This window comes from Micromonospora sp. NBS 11-29, from assembly GCF_002140155.1.
GTDB lineage: Bacteria > Actinomycetota > Actinomycetes > Mycobacteriales > Micromonosporaceae > Micromonospora.
In genome coordinates this window covers 309,240-327,478 of sequence record NZ_NAPR01000017.1, presented here as the reverse complement: position 1 = coordinate 327,478, position 18,239 = coordinate 309,240, and the positions used below count along the sequence as shown (strand labels likewise).

At 72.5% G+C, this 18,239-nt stretch carries 18 protein-coding genes and 1 other RNA gene; 13 read left to right on the top strand and 6 right to left on the bottom strand.

Translation table 11 applies throughout. The features are described 5' to 3' along the window. Window positions 1-32 precede the first annotated feature (32 nt). Window positions 33-767 carry an FAD:protein FMN transferase gene (locus B1205_RS22170; RefSeq protein WP_089157393.1) on the top strand — a complete coding sequence of 245 codons (735 nt, stop codon included), beginning with the start codon at window positions 33-35 and terminating at the stop codon, window positions 765-767. 320 nt (window positions 768-1,087) lie between these two features. Here the strand turns inward: B1205_RS22170 and B1205_RS22165 are convergent, their stop codons facing one another. After that, window positions 1,088-1,768, bottom strand: a complete 681-nt coding sequence (locus B1205_RS22165; protein WP_176308727.1) for a bifunctional DNA primase/polymerase — start codon at window positions 1,766-1,768, stop codon at window positions 1,088-1,090. Between the two features lie 204 nt (window positions 1,769-1,972). Here B1205_RS22165 and B1205_RS22160 point away from each other — a divergent pair, with 204 nt between their 5' ends. The 7 genes from B1205_RS22160 (at window position 1,973) to mctP (ending at window position 8,725) form a co-directional block, all read left to right on the top strand. Then, window positions 1,973-3,202, top strand: a complete 1,230-nt coding sequence (locus B1205_RS22160; RefSeq protein ID WP_089157343.1) for a helix-turn-helix domain-containing protein — start codon at window positions 1,973-1,975, stop codon at window positions 3,200-3,202. 16 nt (window positions 3,203-3,218) lie between these two features. Next, window positions 3,219-3,815 carry a flavoprotein gene (locus B1205_RS22155; RefSeq protein WP_089157342.1) on the top strand — a complete coding sequence of 199 codons (597 nt, stop codon included), beginning with the start codon at window positions 3,219-3,221 and terminating at the stop codon, window positions 3,813-3,815. A gap of 46 nt (window positions 3,816-3,861) precedes the next feature. Beyond that, window positions 3,862-4,728, top strand: coding sequence for a Nif3-like dinuclear metal center hexameric protein (locus tag B1205_RS22150; protein WP_089157341.1), 867 nt, complete (start codon window positions 3,862-3,864; stop codon window positions 4,726-4,728). Continuing rightward, window positions 4,725-5,462 (top strand): zinc ribbon domain-containing protein, encoded by a 738-nt coding sequence (locus B1205_RS22145; RefSeq protein WP_089157340.1) that lies wholly within the window; start codon window positions 4,725-4,727, stop codon window positions 5,460-5,462. The genes B1205_RS22150 and B1205_RS22145 overlap by 4 nt, the downstream gene beginning before the upstream one ends. A gap of 5 nt (window positions 5,463-5,467) precedes the next feature. After that, window positions 5,468-6,679: a bifunctional RNase H/acid phosphatase gene (locus B1205_RS22140; RefSeq protein ID WP_089157339.1), complete on the top strand. Its 1,212-nt coding sequence runs from the start codon at window positions 5,468-5,470 to the stop codon at window positions 6,677-6,679. A gap of 157 nt (window positions 6,680-6,836) precedes the next feature. Then, complete coding sequence (locus tag B1205_RS22135) at window positions 6,837-7,079, top strand: DUF3311 domain-containing protein (RefSeq protein WP_089157338.1); 243 nt, start codon at window positions 6,837-6,839, stop codon at window positions 7,077-7,079. Beyond that, entirely contained in the window at window positions 7,079-8,725 is a 1,647-nt protein-coding gene (gene mctP, locus B1205_RS22130) for a monocarboxylate uptake permease MctP (RefSeq protein ID WP_089157337.1), read from the top strand. The genes B1205_RS22135 and mctP overlap by 1 nt, the downstream gene beginning before the upstream one ends. A gap of 59 nt (window positions 8,726-8,784) precedes the next feature. On the opposite strand, the gene B1205_RS22125 is transcribed toward mctP, so the two are convergent. Next, window positions 8,785-9,252, bottom strand: a complete 468-nt coding sequence (locus B1205_RS22125; RefSeq protein ID WP_089157336.1) for a MarR family winged helix-turn-helix transcriptional regulator — start codon at window positions 9,250-9,252, stop codon at window positions 8,785-8,787. A gap of 56 nt (window positions 9,253-9,308) precedes the next feature. On the opposite strand from B1205_RS22125, the gene B1205_RS22120 reads away from it, so the two are divergent. Next, a complete protein-coding gene (locus tag B1205_RS22120) occupies window positions 9,309-10,532 on the top strand; it encodes an MFS transporter (protein ID WP_089157335.1) in 1,224 nt (407 codons plus the stop codon). A gap of 7 nt (window positions 10,533-10,539) precedes the next feature. On the opposite strand, the gene B1205_RS22115 is transcribed toward B1205_RS22120, so the two are convergent. Together B1205_RS22115 and B1205_RS22110 are read right to left on the bottom strand one after the other, a co-directional pair. Continuing rightward, window positions 10,540-11,301: a sulfite exporter TauE/SafE family protein gene (locus tag B1205_RS22115; RefSeq protein ID WP_089157334.1), complete on the bottom strand. Its 762-nt coding sequence runs from the start codon at window positions 11,299-11,301 to the stop codon at window positions 10,540-10,542. 41 nt (window positions 11,302-11,342) lie between these two features. Beyond that, the gene (locus B1205_RS22110) at window positions 11,343-12,443 is read right to left on the bottom strand and encodes an FUSC family protein (RefSeq protein ID WP_089157392.1); all 1,101 of its coding nucleotides are present in this window, start codon (window positions 12,441-12,443) and stop codon (window positions 11,343-11,345) included. A 445-nt stretch (window positions 12,444-12,888) separates the two neighbouring features. Here B1205_RS22110 and rnpB point away from each other — a divergent pair. Then, window positions 12,889-13,297: RNase P RNA component class A (rnpB, locus tag B1205_RS22105), an RNA gene on the top strand. Between the two features lie 1,076 nt (window positions 13,298-14,373). Continuing rightward, on the top strand, window positions 14,374-14,568 hold the full coding sequence (locus B1205_RS22095; protein ID WP_254910122.1) for a helix-turn-helix transcriptional regulator: 195 nt from the start codon (window positions 14,374-14,376) through the stop codon (window positions 14,566-14,568). Window positions 14,569-14,964: 396 nt separating this feature from the next. On the opposite strand, the gene B1205_RS22090 is transcribed toward B1205_RS22095, so the two are convergent. Beyond that, window positions 14,965-15,450, bottom strand: coding sequence for a roadblock/LC7 domain-containing protein (locus B1205_RS22090; protein WP_089157331.1), 486 nt, complete (start codon window positions 15,448-15,450; stop codon window positions 14,965-14,967). Beyond that, a complete protein-coding gene (locus tag B1205_RS22085) occupies window positions 15,447-15,818 on the bottom strand; it encodes a hypothetical protein (RefSeq protein WP_089157330.1) in 372 nt (123 codons plus the stop codon). Before B1205_RS22085 ends, B1205_RS22090 begins: the two co-directional genes overlap by 4 nt. A 741-nt stretch (window positions 15,819-16,559) precedes the next feature. Here B1205_RS22085 and B1205_RS22075 point away from each other — a divergent pair. Together B1205_RS22075 and B1205_RS32120 are read left to right on the top strand one after the other, a co-directional pair. Further along, window positions 16,560-17,297 carry a histone gene (locus B1205_RS22075; protein WP_089157329.1) on the top strand — a complete coding sequence of 246 codons (738 nt, stop codon included), beginning with the start codon at window positions 16,560-16,562 and terminating at the stop codon, window positions 17,295-17,297. An 81-nt stretch (window positions 17,298-17,378) separates the two neighbouring features. Then, on the top strand, window positions 17,379-18,134 hold the full coding sequence (locus B1205_RS32120) for an RNB domain-containing ribonuclease (protein WP_441338535.1): 756 nt from the start codon (window positions 17,379-17,381) through the stop codon (window positions 18,132-18,134). The last annotated feature ends 105 nt before the right edge of the window (window positions 18,135-18,239 follow it).

Here is an 18,239-nt window from a genome sequence, read left to right as displayed (position 1 = left end):
GTCGGCCCGGCCTGCGCCGGGTCGAACACATCATGGGTACGGCGATCAGCCTCGACCTGGCCGACGACCTGCCCGCCGAAGCCCTGCACGAACTGGCCGAGCGCACGTTCGACTGGATGCGTGAGGTGGACGCGCGGTTCAGCACGTACCGGGACGACAGCGAGGTGTGCCGGCTGGACCGGGGCGAGCTGCGGCTGGCCGAGGCATCCGACGACCTGCGGGCCGTGCTGGAGCGCTGCGCCGACCTGTGGACCGCCACGGACGGCTTCTTCGACGCGTACGCGACCGGGCGGCTGGACCCGTCCGGCTACGTCAAGGGGTGGGCGGCGCAGGTCGCCTCGGACCGGCTGCTGGCGGCCGGCGCCCCGAACCACTGCGTCAACGCCGGCGGCGACGTGCGGGTGCGCGGCCACGCCGCCGACGGTGAGCCGTGGCGGATCGGGGTGCGGCATCCGTGGGACCCGACGGCCACCTGCCTGGTGCTGGCCGGCACCGACCTGGCGGTGGCCACCTCCGGGGTGTACGAGCGCGGTCACCACGTCGTCGACCCGCGCCGGGGCACACCCGCGGTCGGCCTGCGCTCGGTCACCGTGGTCGGCCCCGACCTGGGCGAGGCGGACGCCTACGCCACCGCCGCGGTGGCCATGGGCACCCCCACCGGCATCACCTGGCTGGACCACCTGCCGTCCCCTTGGCAACACGCCGCGATAACCGACCAGTCCCACCTGTTCCACTCCCGAACCCTCCCCCGTCACCCATCCCGTTGATCATGAAGTTGACCGGGCCTCGCCTCGGCGTGTCGCACCGCTAACTTCATGATCAACGGNGGGGTGGGGGTCAGCGGAGGGGGCGGTGGAGGGTGGCGGGGCGGGGGGTGGGGGGTCGTGGGTGGCGGGGGCGGGCGCCCCGAGGGTGGGTGGAGGGCCATGGGCGTGGGCGGTGGGGGTGTCGTGGTGGTGGTTCGGTGCCGCCGGTGTGGCGGGCCGCGTCGTCCCTGGACATGCTCAACCCCCGCTCTGGCGCGTGTGCGCCCTCGGCAGGCACAACGAGCCCGGTGCCGGGGAGGTCGCTGTCGGACAGCCGTCGCTCAGCGCCCCCGGCGGGGCAGCGGGAGGTGTCCCGGAAGCAACTCCTGGGTGAGCGTGACGCCGGCCGCCCGCAGCGCCCCGATCAGCGCGTTCTGCACCAGGTACGAGTCGGGGAGTTGCCAGCGGGCCTGCTCGGGGGCGACCGCCCAGCGCACCGTGCCCTCGGGCAGCCGGGTCGGCGGGGCCGGGATCCACGAGCCGGGGCCGTGCCGTACCACGTGGAAGCAGTGTTCCAGCTCGGGTCGCAGCGGGTCGCCGGTCCGGACCAGGAACATCCACCGGCCGGTCGGGGTGACCAGCACCGGGCCGCGTACGCCGAAGCCGGCCGGGTGGGCAGCGACCGTGTCCAGCACCCGTCGCCCCAGGTGGGCGGCGACCTCCAGCACGTCGAACGCCCGTCCGGTGGGCAGCAGCAGGCCGTGTGGTCGGCTGCGCCACCAGGTGGCCACCCGGGCCGGGTCGGCGCTGGCCGCGTGCTCCCAGTTCTCCAGCGCCGGGTGGCAGCCCACGGTGGGACAGCCGGCCCGGCCGCAGACGAAACGCCGGTTGGCCAGGCAGGCGCCGGGTGTGACCGGCCAGCCGTGCAGCGCGTACCGCACGGCGACGCGCCGCAGCCGGACCCGCTCCAGCGACGACAGGTGAGCGACGCGCGGTCGGACGTTGCCCCACATGTGTGCCATCCCCTCTCGCCCCGCCGAACCGTCCACCCGTCACACGTCGAGGACCGTCACTGCCGTAACCCACGATCGTTGAGTTGACGAACGGCCGGTGCAACTTGCACGAAAACTACGAGAACTAGCTGGACGGCTGACGCACACCCTGTGCGACCAGGGAAAACCTGATGGACAGGGTGGTGGGGCCAAGCGCCGGCAGGGGAGGCAAAGATGGACGAACTGCCCATAGGCCGGCGGGTGGCGTACTGGCGGAGCCGCCGCAAGATGTCCCAACAGGTGTTCGCCGACCGGCTCGGCAAGTCCAAGAGCTGGGTGGACAAGGTGGAGCGCGGCGTACGCCGGCTGGACAAGTTCTCCGTGCTCTACGAGATCGCCGACATCCTCCGCATCGACGTGCAGTTGCTGCACGGCCGGGACCCGGAGCGGCGCAGCGACGCGCTCAACTGCATCGACCAGGTCGAGGTGGAGGAGATCCGGGCCGCCCTGGAGCGTTACGACGCGATGAGCGCCTACTTCGACGCGGCGCCCCAGCCACCGCCCCTGGTCGACATGCGCAAGGCGGTCAACCACGCCTGGCTCACCTACCAGTACGGCCGCTACGGCATGCTCACCCGGGCACTGCCGAAGCTGCTGCGCGACGCCCAGGCCGCCGACGCCTGCTACGGCGGCGGTGACCAGGCCCGCGAGGCCGCCCACCTGCTCGGCCAGGTCTACCAGATCGCCTCCTCGGTGCTGCGCAAGCTGGGCGAGTGCGACCTGGCCTGGCTGGCCGCCGACCGTTCGATGGCGGTGGCGCAGCGCGCCGACGACCCGCTGCTCGCCGGCATCGCCACCACCCGGGTCTGCAACGCCCTCGTGGCGATGGGCCGCCCCCGGCCGGCGCTCGAACTCAACGTACGGATCGCCAACCGGCTCGCTCCCGGCGGCGAGAACGACCTCCGGCCCGAACGTCTCTCCGTCTACGGCATCCTGCTGCTCCAGGGTGCGATGGCCGCGGCCAGGCTCGGTGACTCGGCGACCGTGGACGACCTGATCAACGGTGCCGCTGAGGCGGCCGCCCTGCTCGGCGGCGACCACAACTACTACTGGACCTCGTTCGGCCCGACCAACCTGGAGCTGCACCGCGCCGCCGCGGCGGTCGAGCTGGGCGACGGCGGCCGGGCGGTGGAGACCCACCTCGGGCTGGTCGAGTCCAAGTTCAACGCGTTGCTGCCCGAGCGGCGCGCACACCACCTGCTCGACCTGGCCCGCGGGTACACCCAGATGGGCGACGTCGCCAGCGCCGGCGACATGCTGTTGCAGGGCGACCGGCTCGCGCCCTCCGAGATCCGGTGCCGGCCGATCGCCCACGAGGTGATGTCGGACGTGCTCCGTCGCACCCGGGGTGCGCCGCCCGCGCCGATCGCGGAGTTGGCTGAGCAGATGGGAGTCGGAGTATGAGCGCGGGCCGGATCGGATGAGCGGTCCGCACACCATCGACGGGCGCCGTCGGGTGCTCTACGTCATCGCCTGCGGTTCGCCGTTGGCCCGGCGCGTCGGCCGGCTGGTCGACCTCGCCCAGGCCGACGGCTGGGCGGTGTGCGTGGTCACCACGCCGGACGGCGCGAAGTTCGCCGACCGGGCGGCGCTGGCGCGGCAGACCGGGCACCCGGTCCGTACGCACTACAAGAACCCGGACGACCCGGACGTGCTGCCGCCGGCCGACGCCATGCTGGTCTGCCCGGCGACGGTGAACACCGTCAACAAGTGGGCGGCGGGCATCACCGACACCCTGGCGCTCGGCCTGCTGGTCGAGGCGCAGGGGCTCGGGGTGCCGATCGCGGCCGTCCCCTACACGAACGAGGCGATGGCCGGGCACCCGGCGTTCCGGGCCAGCCTGGCCCGGCTCGCCGAGTGGGGGATCCGGGTGGTCTTCGGCGAGCAGGTGGTGCGCCTGCACCCGCCCGGGACGGGCGAGCGGCACGCGGACGCCTTCCCCTGGGAGGTCGGCCTGGCCGCCTTGAAGCACGGGCCCCTGGTTAACGCATTCGGTAGTACAGGGGGCCCCGCTTAACCGCCGTGGACGTGTGCGCCGCCGGACGCCGGTAAGCTGGCCGGCCGTGAGCACAACCGGATCGCCGCCCACCGTCGCCGCCGTGGTGGCCGCCCTGGACCGCCGCTACCCGCCCGCCTGGGCGCAGGAGTGGGACCGGGTCGGCCTGGTGCTGGGCGAGCCCGACCACCCGGTACGCCGGGTCGCCTGCGTGGTGGACGTGGTCCCGGAGACGGTGGACGAGGCGCTGGCCGCCGGCGCGGACATGATCATCGCCCACCACCCGCTGCTGCTGCGGGGCGTCTCCTCGGTGGCCGCGACCACGTACAAGGGGCGGATCGTGCACCGGCTGATCAAGGCCGACGTCGCCCTGTACGTGGCGCACACCAACGCCGACGTGGCCGCGCCCGGGGTCTCCGACGCGCTCGCCGCCCGGTTCGCGCTGACCGACCTGCGTCCGCTGCACCCACCCCGCCCCGGTTCGCCCGCCGACGGGCCGGGCCGGGGCATCGGACGCATCGGCGAGCTGCCCACCCCGATCACCCTGGCCGAGCTGACCCGGTTGGCCGCCGCCGTGCTCCCCGTCACCGCCTGGGGCGTTCGCGCCGCGGGCGATCCCGGGCGTATGGTTCGTACCCTCGCCGTCAGCGGCGGTTCGGGGGACGGCTTCCTGGGCGAGGCGGCCGCGGCCGGGGTGGACGCGTTCCTCACCGCGGACCTGCGCCACCACCCGGCCGGTGAGCATCTCGCCGCCGGTGGCCCGGCGTTGCTGGACGCCGCACACTGGGCGACCGAACGGCCGTGGCTGGACGACCTGGCCGCCCACCTCGCCGACGAGCTGGGCGTCGAGACCCTGGTGTCCGACCTGGACACCGACCCCTGGACCGTGCACGCCGCCGCGCCCCGACCGGACGACAAGGAGCCCCGACCGTGAAGGCTGACCCGAAGGTGCAGCGTCGCCTGCTCGACCTGCAGGCGATCGACACCACGCTCGCCCAGCTCGCGCACCGCCGCCGGAGCCTGCCGGAACGGGCCGAGCTGGAGGCGCTGGCACGCGAGTTGTCGGCGCTGGAGGACGAGCGGGTCCGGGCCCAGGTGGCCGTCGACGACCTGGACCGGGACATCGCCCGGCTGGAGAAGGACGTCGACCAGGTGCGGGCGCGCAAGAGCAAGGACGAGGCCCGGCTGGCCTCGGGCAGCGGCCCGGCCCGGGAGCTGGAGGCGCTCCAGCACGAGCTGGTCTCGCTGAACCGCCGGCAGAGCGACCTGGAGGACGCCGAGCTGGAGCTGATGGAGCAGCGGGAGACCGCGCAGGGCGTGCTCGACGGCATCGAGGGGCGTCTCGCCGATGCCCGGGAGCGCCGGGCCGCGACCGAGCAGCGCCGCGACGACGCGCTCGCCGAGATCGCCAAGGAGGAGGAGTTCAAGCGGACCTCCCGCCAGCCGCTCGCCGGTGACCTCCCGGCGGAGCTGGTCACCCTCTACGACAAGATCCGCGAGGACACCGGCCTGGGCGCCGCGCTGCTGACCGGCGGCCGCTGCGGCGGTTGCCGGCTGGACCTGTCCGGCGCCGACCTGGCCCGCATCCGCAAGGCCGACCCGGACGACGTGGTCCGCTGCGAGGAGTGCCGCCGGATCATGGTTCGGACCAACGAGTCGGGGCTGTAGCCGTCGTGGCGGTGCGTACGGTGCTGATCGAGGCCGACGGCGGGTCCCGGGGCAACCCGGGGCCGGCCGGCTACGGCGCGGTGGTCCGGGACCCGGAGACCGGCGAGGTGCTGGCCGAGCGTTCGGCGGCGATTGGCACGGCGACCAACAACGTGGCCGAATACCGGGGCCTGATCGCCGGGCTGGAGGCCGCCGCCGAGCTGGGCGCGACCGAGGTCGAGGCGCGGATGGACTCTAAGCTGGTGGTCGAGCAGATGTGCGGCCGCTGGCAGATCAAGCACCCCGGGCTGCGTCCGCTCGCCGCCCAGGCCGCCGGGCTGGTCGGCCGGTTCACCGCGGTCCGGTTCACCTGGATTCCCCGGGAGCGCAACAGGCACGCCGACGCCCTGGCCAACGCCGCCATGGACGCCGCCGCGGGCCGCCCTGCGACGGTCGCGCAGCCGCGTACCGCGGAACCGCCGCGCCAGGTCGCCGGCCCCGACTCGGCGGCCCGCGCGGCGGCGCGTGAGGTGGCGGCCCGCGCCGCCACCGCGAAGGCCACCGGCACCGACCCGGCCACCACGCCGGCCTCCTGGGAGCCCCGCCCGACCGAGGAGGCCACCCGGCTGATCCTGGTGCGGCACGGCGAGACCGAGCGCACCGTGCAGAAGCGCTACTCCGGCCGGGGCGACGTGCCGCTGACCGACCGGGGCCGGGCCCAGGCCCGGGCCACCGCGGCCCGGGTGGCCGAGCTGGCGCCGTCGGTCGCGGCCGTGGTCAGCTCGCCGCTGTCCCGCTGCACGGCCACCGCCGAGGCGATCGCCGCCCGGGTCGGCAACCCGCCGGTACGCCCCGACGACGACCTGATCGAGTGCGACTTCGGCATCTGGGAGGGGCGCACGTTCGCCGAGGTGCGCGACGGCTGGGCGGGTGAGCTGGACGCGTGGCTCGGCTCGCCCCGGGTCGCGCCGCCCCGGGGTGAGTCGTTCGAGGCGGTCGCCGCCCGGACCGGGCGGGCGGTGGACCGGCTGCGGTCGGCGTACCCGGGGGAGACCGTGGTGGTCGTCTCGCACGTCTCGCCGATCAAGCTGGTGCTGCGCGACGCGCTGGCCGCCGGGGACGCGTTCCTGCACCGGCTCTACCTGGACACCGCCGGGATCTCGGTGCTCGACCTCTACCCGGACGGCGGCGTCGCGGTCCGCTCGGTCAACGACACCGCCCACCTCTCCGGTCTCTGACCGCCCGGCCCGAGCGGCCGCCCCGGGGCCGGTGGCCGTTCGGCGCACCCCGGCGGCCGCTCGGCGAATCGGCGTCCTCCGATCGATGCCCGCCCCGCTCGCCGGGTCGTAGCCTCCGGCGGTCACAAGGCCCGCTACGACTCGCCGGAGGTTGTCAATGGCCACACCGGAACCGGAGGCGCTGGAGACGGCGCGATCCAGGGCGAAGGACAAGAGCCCGTGGAACTGGTTGCTCTTCGTCCCGATCGTGGTGCCGCTGATCCCGGCCCTCTTCAACGCCGACTCGCCCCGGCTGTTCGGGTTCCCGCGCTTCTACTGGCTGCAACTGGCCTGGATCCTGCTGGGCGTCGGCACCACCACGCTTGTCTACCGGATGACGAAGAAGCGGGGTGACCACTGATGTGGCGCGACCACCTCACCGAGATCATCGTCTTCTCCGTGCTGTTCCTGCTGGTCAGCGCCATGGGTTTCGTGGCGGCCCGGTGGCGCAGGCCGCAGGACATGGCCCACCTCGACGAGTGGGGGCTGGGCGGGCGCAGCTTCGGCGGCTGGATCACCTGGTTCCTGGTCGGCGGTGACCTCTACACCGCGTACACGTTCGTGGCGGTGCCGGCGCTGATCTTCGGGGCCGGCGCGGCCGGCTTCTTCGCCGTGCCGTACACGATCGTGGTCTACCCGATCGTGTTCCTGGTGCTGTGCCGGCTCTGGTCGGTGTCGCACCGGCACGGCTTCGTCACCCCGGCCGACTTCGTGCGTAACCGGTTCGGCTCGCCGGTGCTGGCGCTGCTGGTCGCGATCACCGGGATCGTCGCCACCATGCCGTACATCGCGCTGCAACTGGTCGGCATCGAGGCGGTGCTCAAGACCATGGGCGTGACCGGGGACAGCGCGCTGGCCCGGCACCTGCCGATCATCATCGCGTTCGCGATCCTGGCGGCCTACACCTACCAGTCCGGGCTGCGGGCGCCGGCGCTGATCGCCTTCGTCAAGGACTCGCTGATCTACGTGGTGATCCTGGTCGCGGTCGTCTACCTGCCGCACAAGCTGGGCGGCTGGGGGAGCATCTTTGACGCCGCGGACGCGAAGTTCCAGGCGTCACCCGCACCCGGCGACGGCATCCTGCTCAACGCCAACAACCAGCTCCAGTACGTGACGCTGGCGCTCGGCTCGGCGCTGGCGCTGTTCCTCTACCCGCACAGCATCACCGGCGTGCTGGCCAGCCGGAACCGGGACGTGATCAAGCGGAACATGTCCGCGCTGCCGGCGTACAGCCTGCTGCTCGGGTTGATCGCGCTGCTCGGCTACATGGCCATCGCGGCGAACGTGAAGCCGCTGCCCGGCGCGAAGGAGGGCAGCGTCGACGGCAACACGGTGGTGCCGCTGCTGTTCGACCAGCAGTTCCCGGACTGGTTCGCGGGCGTGGCGTACGCGGCCATCGGCATCGGCGCGCTGGTGCCGGCGGCGATCATGTCGATCGCGGCGGCGAACCTGTTCACCCGCAACATCTACAAGGAGTACCTGAAGCGGGACGCCACCCCGGCGCAGGAGGCCAACGTCTCGAAGATCACCTCGCTGGTGGTGAAGGTCGGCGCGGTGGCCTGCATCGTCTTCCTCGACCCGCAGTTCTCCATCGACCTCCAGCTCATCGGCGGCGTGATCATCCTCCAGACGCTGCCGGCGGTGGCGCTGGGCCTCTACACCCGCTGGTTCCACCGGGGCGCGCTGATCGCCGGCTGGGCGGCCGGCATGGGCCTGGGCATGTGGATGCTCTACCAGGTCGGCAACCCGGTGACCGGCAAGCAGCACTTCGCCGGCTCGGCGTTCCCGCTCTCCGAGTTCGGCTTCGACACCAGGAAGACGATCTACGTGGGGATCGTCGCGGTGGCGGTGAACCTGGTGGTGGCCGCGCTGGGCACGCTGGTGCTGCGGGCGGCGAAGGTGGCCGACGGCCCCGACGGCACCACCCCCGACGACTACCTCGCCGACGAGGGGACGCCGCGGGCCTCCGCCGAACGCGCCGACTCCGCGCCGGAACCGGTGGCATAGAAGGAGGGGCCCCCTCTTAACGCATTCTGCAGAGGAGGGGGCCCCTCTTAACAACCGCCTCAGCGGCGACGGTTGCGCGCGTCCAGCGCCTCGTTGAGGCGGTGCAGCAGGTCTGCCAGGGTGTCGCGGTCCGTCTCGGACCAGGCGGCCAGCATCTCGCCGTACAGGCGGGTGCGGGCGGCCCGCACCGCCGCCATCCGTTGGAGCCCGGCCGGCGTCGCGGAGATCACCGTGCCGCGTCCGTCGGCCGGGTCGGGGGTACGCGCGATCAGCCCGTCCCGCTGGAGCGCGGAGACCTGCCGGGTGACCGTGGACCCGTCCAGGTTGAGCCGCGCGGCGAGCGCCGAGACGTTCTGCGGGCCGGCGTCGTCGAGGTGCCGCAGGATCACGTACGCGGCGCGGTCGAGCAGCCGGTGCTCCATCGTGCCGGTGCCGCGCCGGGTGGCCTCGCCCAGCCGCATCAACAACGCGACCTCGGTCTCGATCCGGCCGAGGGTGACTTCGTGCGCGTGGACGTCGTCGCTCATAGCTGTATGATACAAGGAAATTACCTGTACCATACAGCTATCTGGGAGGTTGCGGAGTGGATCGGCGATCCGAGCCCAACCGCAGTGCCATCTACGCCACCATGCTGGTGGCGTTCCTCGCCATCGCCGGCATCGCCGTGGTCGACCCGATCCTGCCCGCCATCGGCGAGGCGATCGGCGTCACCGCGTGGCAGGTCGAGTTGCTCTTCACCGCGTACATCGCGGTGATGGCCGTCGGCATGATCCCGGCCACCCTGGCCAGCGGGCGGTTCGGCTTCAAACCGGTGCTGATCACCGGCGTCTCGGTGGTCGGCCTGGCCGCCATCGGCGCCTCGTTCAGCAACGACATCGTCCAGCTCTCGGTGCTGCGCGGCGTCTGGGGGCTGGGCAACGCGATGTTCTTCGCCACCGCCATGGTGGTGCTGGTCAACCTGGCCCACGACCGGGAGTGGGTGGTCGGCCTCTTCGAGACCGCGCTCGGCCTCGGCTTCGCCGTCGGCCCGCTGATCGGCGGCCTGCTCGGCGAGGTGAGCTGGCGGCTGCCGTTCTTCGTCTGCGGCGTGTTCATGGTGCTCGCGCTCGCCGTCGCCGCGCGCAAGCTGCGCGAACCCGCCACCAAGCAGACCCCGGTACGCGTCGGGCAGATCCTCGCCACCTACCACAGACCGGCGTTCGTCACGCTCTGCGTGGTCACCGCCGCCTACAACTTCGTCTTCTTCGTGGTCCTCGGCTACACGCCGCTCTACCTGGGCCTCGACGTCATCCCGCTGGGCCTGGCGTTCACCGGCTGGGGCCTCGGCCTGGCCGCCGGCATCCTGCTGGTCGGGCACCGGCTGGCGCACCGGATCGGCGCGGTGCAGACCGTCGGCGTGGCCGTTCTCGGCCTGCTGGCCTGCATGGTGCTGTTCGCCACCTCCACCGGCACCGCCATGTCGCTGGTCGTGCTGGTCGTCGCCGGCCTGTTCATGGGTCTGGCCAACGCCAACCTCACCGACCTGGCGCTCGGCCTCGGCTCCGCCGACCGTCGCGTCGCCACCGGCGCGTTCAACCTGGTCCGCTGGGGGGCCGCCGCGCCGGCCCCGATCATCTCCGGCAAGCTCGCCGAGCACGGGCTGGCGCTGCCGTTCTGGGTCGGCTTCGGCGTGCTCGCCGTCGGCGTGCTGGTCTACCTGGCCTTCGGCCACCTGATGGCCGCCGGCTACGGCGAGCGGGTGATCTGGAACCGGGCCGCCCGCACCGCCGAGCACGCCCCGGAGGAGCCGGTCGGGGAGGCGTACTGACCGGCCGTCAGGTCAACGCGCGCCACAGCAGGTAGAGGCCGATCGCCGTGCCGAACAGCACGATGACCGTCTTCAGCACCATCCCGGGCAACCGGCGGGCCAGCCGGGCGCCCGCGTACCCACCGACCAGGGTGGCCGGCGCGACCACCGCGACGGCCACCCAGTGCACCGGGCCGAACAACGCGAACACCACCAGCGTGGTCAGCCCCACCACGGCCGAGAGCAGGTTCTTCACCGCGGTCACCCGGGCCATCGTGGCGTCCAGCACCAGGGCCAGCCCGGCCACCAGCATCACCCCGAGGGCCGCGCCGAAGTAGCCGCCGTACACCGTGCCGAGCGCGACCATGGCCTGCACGGTGAGGGTACGGCGGCGCGGGCTCAGCCGGGCCGGGTGGCCGACCAGCCGGCGCAGCGGGTCCTGGAACGCCAGCACGGCCGTGGCGGCGAGCACCAGGAACGGCACCACCAGTTCGAACGCGCGGGCCGGGGTGGACAGCAGCAGCACGCACCCGATCACCGTGCCGACCGCCGCGGTGGGCAGCAGCGACCACAGCGCCCGCCCGCGCGGCAGGTCCATCCGGCTGCCCGCGACGGCGGCCACGTACCCGGGGAAGACCGCCACCGAGTTCGAGACGTTCGCCGCCACCGGCGGCAGCCCGGTGGCGATCAGCGCGGGGAACGTGATCAGGGAGCCGCCGCCGGCCACCGCGTTGACCGTGCCCGCGGCGAGACCGGCGGCGAGCAGGAGCGCGACGTCGGAGAGGTCCATGATCCCCCGAGGCTAGTACGCCCCGGGTGGGACGCGCCGCGTCACCCGCCGGCTGCCTGCCGGACCAGGCGGCGGGCCTCCTCCCGGGGCAGCCCGGTGGCGCGGAGCAGGTCGCTCGCGACGGCCCGGAGTTGGGACGCCACGATGGCGCCGGAGAAGCCCAGGCCCCGCCGGTAGGCCCGGCCGCCCTCGCGGACCGCGTCGAGGGCCCGTTCCCGCGCCCGCACCGGCTCCCGGGCGGCGAGAAAGTCCCGGTTCAGCAGCCGGACGGCCTCGCCGAAACGTTCGACGCCGGCCGGTAGTTCCGGCGGCACCGGTTCGCCGTCCTGAAGCGTCGTGTTGATCCGGCGGACCAGGCCGCGGCTGTTGCGGAACGCCCGCTCCATGTGCTCGACGCCGTCGCGGTAGGCGTGCACCACCCGGCGTCGCCGCCACCGGGGCGGGGAGAGCCGCGTCACCTCTTCCGCCGCGCCGACGACCTCCAGCAGGTGGTCGAGTTCCGGCTCGGCGTCGCGCATCCGGTCCAACACCTCCTCGGCCCGCTCGGCGTCGGCCCGGGCGAGCGCCTCCGCCGCGGCGGTCATCTCGCGGGCGAAGTGGTCCAGCGCGGGATCGGCCACCCGGCGGACCGCCCGCAGCGGGTGCAGCGGTGCCAGCACCAGCACCACGAACAGGCCGATGAGCGCGCCGGCCAGCGCGTTCACGGTCCGGGGCAGCTCCAGGTCGGGTGTGGTCGGGGTGAGCGTGGCGACCAACGCGGCGGTGGCGCCGGCCTGCACCAGGAGCGCTCCGCTGCCGCGCAGGACCGCCGCCGCGGCCACGGCCAGGAAGACGACCAGGCCGGTCTGGAGCGCTCCGGTGCCGAGCAGGACGATGAGCAGGTCGCCGATCGCGATGCCGAGCAGCACGCCGACGACCAGTTCGATGGCCCGGCGGAAACGGTTGCCCAGCGCGGCGGCGACCACACCCACGGCGGCGACCGGAGCGAAGGTCGGCTGCGGGTTGTGCAGCAGTTCACGGGACGCCACCCACGACAACGTGGCGGCCAGCCCCGCCTGCGCCGCCACGAGCAGGTTGTTCGGCAGCCGCTGCCGGTTCGTGGCCCAGATCCGGCGCCACCGCTGTGGTTCAGCGCTGGGCATGGGCTCGGTTACCCGCGCAGCCCGCCGCCGAACATCGCCGCCGGCCGTGCGGACCACCCGCTCCGCCGTCTCGGTCAGGTGCAGGGCCAGTTCGCCGGCGCCGAACCGCCAGGTGGACGCAGGTCGCGGGCACGGCGGCCGGCGCGGCATCATGATGGCGGAACACACCGTGCGCGTTCGGGTAGAACCCCGGCCCGCCGTACCCCAGGGCGGTGAGGCGCGCGGTCCGGTCGACCGCCGCCGCGGGCCAGGCCGAAAACGGCAGGGTACGCCCGAAAGCGGAACGGCTGCCCGGACGGACGAACCCGGCGGATCGCCCCGGCACCAGCGGGGGACGCCACCCCGCCCGGCCGGTCAGCGCGTCGCTCCCCGGGGCCGGGGTCGGATACGACAACCGCCACGCATGACTGCACCGGGGAAGTCGTTAGGATGGGGGCGCGACGGACGAGTCGACCGGGCGGTCGCGTCGGCGGGCCCCGGCCCGTCGCCGAGGAACGTCCGGACTCCACAGGGCAGGGTGGTTGCTAACGGCAACCCGGGGTGACCCGCGGGACAGTGCCACAGAAAACAGACCGCCGGCCCATCACGGGACGGTAAGGGTGAAACGGTGGGGTAAGAGCCCACCAGCACCCCGGGTGACCGGGGTGGCTCGGTAAACCCCACCCGGAGCAAGGCCAAGAAAGGGTCGTCACCGCAAGATGACGACCCGCGCAGACGCTTGAGGGCGGCCCGCCCGATGTCTGCGGGTAGGCCGCTGGAGCCTGCCGGCAACGGCAGGCCGAGATGGATGGCCGCCGCCGGCGCGCCTTCGGGCGAGCCGGGCACAAAATCCGGCGTACAGGTCGACTCGTCCGTCGCCCACCAGCTCGGAGACCTGATCAAGGGCTCTGAGCTGGTTCTGTGTGGGGCGTCGATGGTCGGGGTGCTATACAGGCGGGCCACCTTCGACGATTTGCTTCGTACCCGGGGCACTCCGACCTCTGTGCGACCACGGTCGCCTGGCCACACACCCCCGTCGTCGTCGATTACCACGCCACCGAGGGTCGATCCTGGCGTCTTCGGCTTTCTCGCGACGGGGCACAGGTTCCCCGCTTCGCCCGGGGCGCGGCCAGCGACCTGGTCCTGTTCTTCTACGGCCGCATACCGTTAGATTCGCTGACGTTCGAAGGCGACCGACGTGTCTTCGATCAGCTCGCCGCCTGGGACCCGTCCGTGTGACGACCGACGGGATGCGGATCTCAGTCTGATGCAGGTCAATTCGACCGTCGCTCACCAGCTCGGAGCCTGGATGGTGGTGTAGTGGGGCGCCGGGCTTCTTTGTTCAGGAATCTAACCCCCGATTTAAGTACGAACAACTCTCTGCGAATTNGGGGTGAAGATCGGTACGAACCTTGATGATGCGGAAGAAGATCGGCTGTACGAACTGAGGGCTTGCTGCGTGCGTCAGATGTAGAAGGTCACCGGCCTTCACGTCGGCTCTTCCTGTCTCGCCAGGCGCGTAGGGTCTCGCCGGCCGCTGCCAGGCGAGGGCATCCGTCATCAGCGCACTTCGAGCAGGCTGAACGATGGTGGAAGTCAACGACGTAGCCAGCCATCAGGACGGCAAACGGGGGCTCTGGCTGACGCTCGGGAACCGGCATGGCTCACCTCTGGTGGAAGCGCTTGAGGGCTGCCACTGACCGCCAAACGCCGGGTTTGGTCCTTGGAGTCTCTACCGGGGCGGGGTCGGTCCCTCGGCCGGTCCACCTCTGCGTCGCTGCGCCAAGTGTTGCTCGGGATGGCTCGCCGGACACGTAGTCGATCGGGTGATCCGGGCGCTGGAACCACTTCATCCTAGTCATGTGCAAAGAGTAAGCAACTAGGCCCACCATCGACTAGGCCTCTATCAACTTTACGCACGCCTAGTCGACGGTTGCCTAGCGTCAGCGTCATGGGCAGGAAGCTGCGGTTGGTGGGTTCGGGTGAGATCCGAACCATGCTCGGCGGCGTCTCCCGACAGCGCGTCTACCAGATCACCAGCAGGCGCGATTTCCCTGAGCCGGTTGCCACGCTTCAGATGGGCAATGTCTGGCTCGCTGAGGACGTAGAGGCCTGGATCGCCGCCAGGCGCGGGGACCTGGACTAGGTTGCACCGGGCCCTGACCGGTCAGTCCCGGTGCGTCGGAGTCTTCCGTGGTGCGCACGTCCGTTGGTAGTTGGAGCTTGTTCTCGGCGACCGCGACACGACCTTGGGATGCTCGTCGATAACAGCGTCCGCAGCGGCGGCCGCTCATGCGCCATGGGATCGCACCGGGACCTGAGGCGGCTCATGTCGGCGCGAAGCTCGTCCGAGATGTTCGGCAAAGGTGAGACGGCCACGACAAACCATGCGGCTTGGTGCTGCGCGCTGGCCACACCCCTACGCACAGGTGAGTCGTTTCTGCCATCAACTTCGTAGGCGGCGACACGAACACAGCCGCCGACGGTCCCGCGACGCCGCGCCGGCCGCGCCGGAGCAGGACCGGCGCGACCAAGCATCGGGTCAGGAGCCGGTCGGCGTGACCCCGTCCAGCAGGTCGGCGAGGCGGGCGGCGGTCGTCGGGGCGTGCAGGTGCAGCCGCGCCACGTTGATGCTGTCCGTGCCGACCACCGCGAGCAGGGCCTGCGGGCTGATCGCGTACACGCTGAGGTAGCCGTTCGCGTTGCGGACGGTGGACTGCTGGAAGTCGCCCTGGTCCAGTCGGTACCCGACCTGGCGGCCCAGCCCGAACATGGTCGCGGCGAGCGCGGCCAGGTCGTGCGGGTCCACGCCGTTCTGCAGGTTGTGCGTGACGAGGAGGCCGTCGACGCCGCCGAGGACGCAGCCGTGCACGCCGGGGATCTGTAGCCGCAGCGCCGCCAACTCCTGGCCGATGGCCGGGTACGGCAGCGTCGGGTTGCCGGCCAGCGAGGGCGGCAGGGCGCGCGGCGGCGGCAGGGCGCCGGCCTGGGCGGGGGTACGGCGGGGGAGATCGTCCACCCGGCTCACAGTTCCAGGCTCTCCTCGATCGCACGCAACTGGTGCCGGGCCATCGCGAGGTTGGCCCGGCTCTTGCTGACCATGAGGTAGAGGAACAGGCCCTTGCCGGTGCGGTTGCTCAGCGGCCGGATCAGGTGGTACTGGCTGCCGAGCGTGATGAGGATGTCCTCGATCTCGTCGTTGAGGTTCAGCATCTCGATGGTGCGCAGCTTGGCCCGGACCACGTCGGTGTTGCCGGCGGCGGCGACGGTCAGGTCGACCTCCCCGTTGCCCCCAGCCACACCGAGGGTCATGCCACTGGTGTAGTCGACGAGTGCGACGCCGATCGCGCCGTCGATGCTCATCGCGTTCTTCAGCGCGATGTCAAGGTTGCCCACGGTGCCTCTCCCCAATCCTGACGGGACGCGCCGGCGGCCGCTCGGGTGGGAGCGGGCTGACAGCGGGCGCCTCCCGCGAATATGCTCCGTCGAGGCTCGCATAAGGAGCCCCGACCTGCACCTCGACGACTGATGATCTACCTGGCCGGCCCGCGCCGCCCGCCCGCCGGTCCCGTAAGTGGGACTCGCCGACCGATGGCCGATCAGGCAATCCCCTGCTAGACCGGCCTGGAGAAGACGCCCGTCCGGCCTCCTCGTCGTACCGGTCTCGGTCCGCTCGGCTCACCCCGGTGAGCACCCGTCCGCCGGGCGTCAGCAGCCCGGCCGACCGACGAGGACGGCGTACCCATGCCGGGTGAGCCGCGCGGCGAGGCGGTGGGGCCGGTCTTCCGTCGTTCCCCGTCGCAGCCGGCCCGACCAGGTCTAATGTGGAAAGGCGACGACTATTTGTGGCGTTCCGGTGGCGGCCGGGCGGTTCCCGGTGCACAGTGATCGCATGAGCGACGACGGACGTGGCGGGCACTACTTCTGGTGCACGCGACACCACCGGGTCGAGACCGATGCCGACGTGTGCCCCGCGAAGCACGTTCTCGGACCGTATGCCTCAGCCGCCGACGCGGAGAACGCCCTGCAGAAGGTGCGGGAGCGTAACGAAGCGTGGGAGGCCGAGGACGCCCGTTGGGCCGGGGAGGGCCGCNCTCCCGCGAGGGCGGGAGCACGTCCCCAGGAAAGGGAACCGAGATGGCCGAAGCACAGCAGGCCACCCGCCCGGCCGCGAAACGGACGACCGTGAGGAGGACCGCCCCGGGTCGGACGACGACGGTCACCAAGGCGTCGCCGAACGCCTCCGGCGCTGGCGCCGGACGGACGCCGGCGAAGAAGGCGGTCGCGAAGAAGACCGCCGCCCGCAAGGTCGTGTCGGCGGCGCGGAAGGCCCCGGCCACCACCGGGACGACCGCCCGGAAGACCACCGCCGGCAAGGCCGCCGGCCGGACCGCGCCGGCCACCCGGGACACGGCCAAGAAGGCGCCCGCCAAGAAGGCCACCGCCAGCAAGACGGCGGCGAAGAAGGCCCCGGCGAAGAAGGCCCCGCCCGCCAAGAAGACCACGGCGGCGAAGAAGGCACCGGCGGCGAAGAAGGCACCCGCCGCGAAGAAGGCGCCCGCCGCGAAGAAGGCGCCCGCCGCGAAGAAGGCGCCCGCGGCGAAGAAGACCACCGCGGCGAAGAAGGCACCGGCCCGCAAGACCACCACGGCGAAGACCACCGCCGCGAAGAAGGCGCCGGCCAAGAAGACCACCGCCTCGACGCGTCCCACCGCCGGCAAGAAGGCGGCGGCGAAGAAGGCGCCCGCCCGCAAGACCACCACCGCGAAGAAGACCACCGCGGCCAAGAAGGCACCGGCCCGCAAGACGACCACCGCGCGCAAGACCACCGCCCGCAAGACCACCGCCCGCAAGGCACCGGCCCGCCGCGCCTGACGCCACCGCACACCGCCCGCGCCGGTCCGGGCCGGGACATGGGTACGCCTCATCGCCGCACACCTCGGGCCGGGGCGAGGTGTGCGGCTCACCGGTCGAGCGCGTCGATCGGATGCGTGGCACCGACGTGCCGATGGGCGGAACCCGCGGGACGCTGTCAGGATTGACCGCGTGGTGATCCGACGCGTACTCGCGCCCCGCATCGACTTCGGCGCGCTGCGCCGCGAGCTGGGGCTGCCCGAGAGCTTCCCGCCCGCGGCGCAGCGCGAGGCCGACGCGGCGGCCGTCGCGCCGCTGCCGGCCGTCGCCGACCGCACCGACGTCCCGCTGGTCACGGTCGACCCGGCCACGTCGCGCGACCTCGACCAGGCGATGCACCTCGCCCGCCGGCCCGGTGGCGGCTACCGCGTCCGGTACGCGATCGCCGACGTCCTCACCCACGTCCGCCCCGGCGGTGAACTGGACGCGGAGACCTGGCGTCGGGGGCAGACGGTCTACCTGCCCGACGGCAACGTGCCGCTGCACCCGCACACGCTCAGCGAGGGCGCGGCCAGCCTGCTGCCCGACGTCGACCGGGCCGCCGTGCTCTGGACCATCGACCTCGACGCCGACGGCGGCACCGTCGCGGTCAGCCTGGAACGGGCCCGGGTACGCAGCCGCGCGAAACTCGACTACGGCGGGGTGCAACGCGACGCCGACGCCGACCGGCTGCCCGAGCCGANGCGATCAACCTGCCGCTGCCCGAGCAGGACGTCGAGCCCGACGGCGACGGCTGGCGGCTGGTGCTGCGCGGTCCCGGCCCGATGGAGGAGCACAACGCGCAGATCTCGCTGCTGACCGGCATGGCCGCCGCCGACATCATGCTCGCCGGTCGGATCGGCCTGCTGCGGACGATGCCGCGCCCCCGGCCGGAGGCGGTGCAGCGGCTGCGGCTGGCCGCCG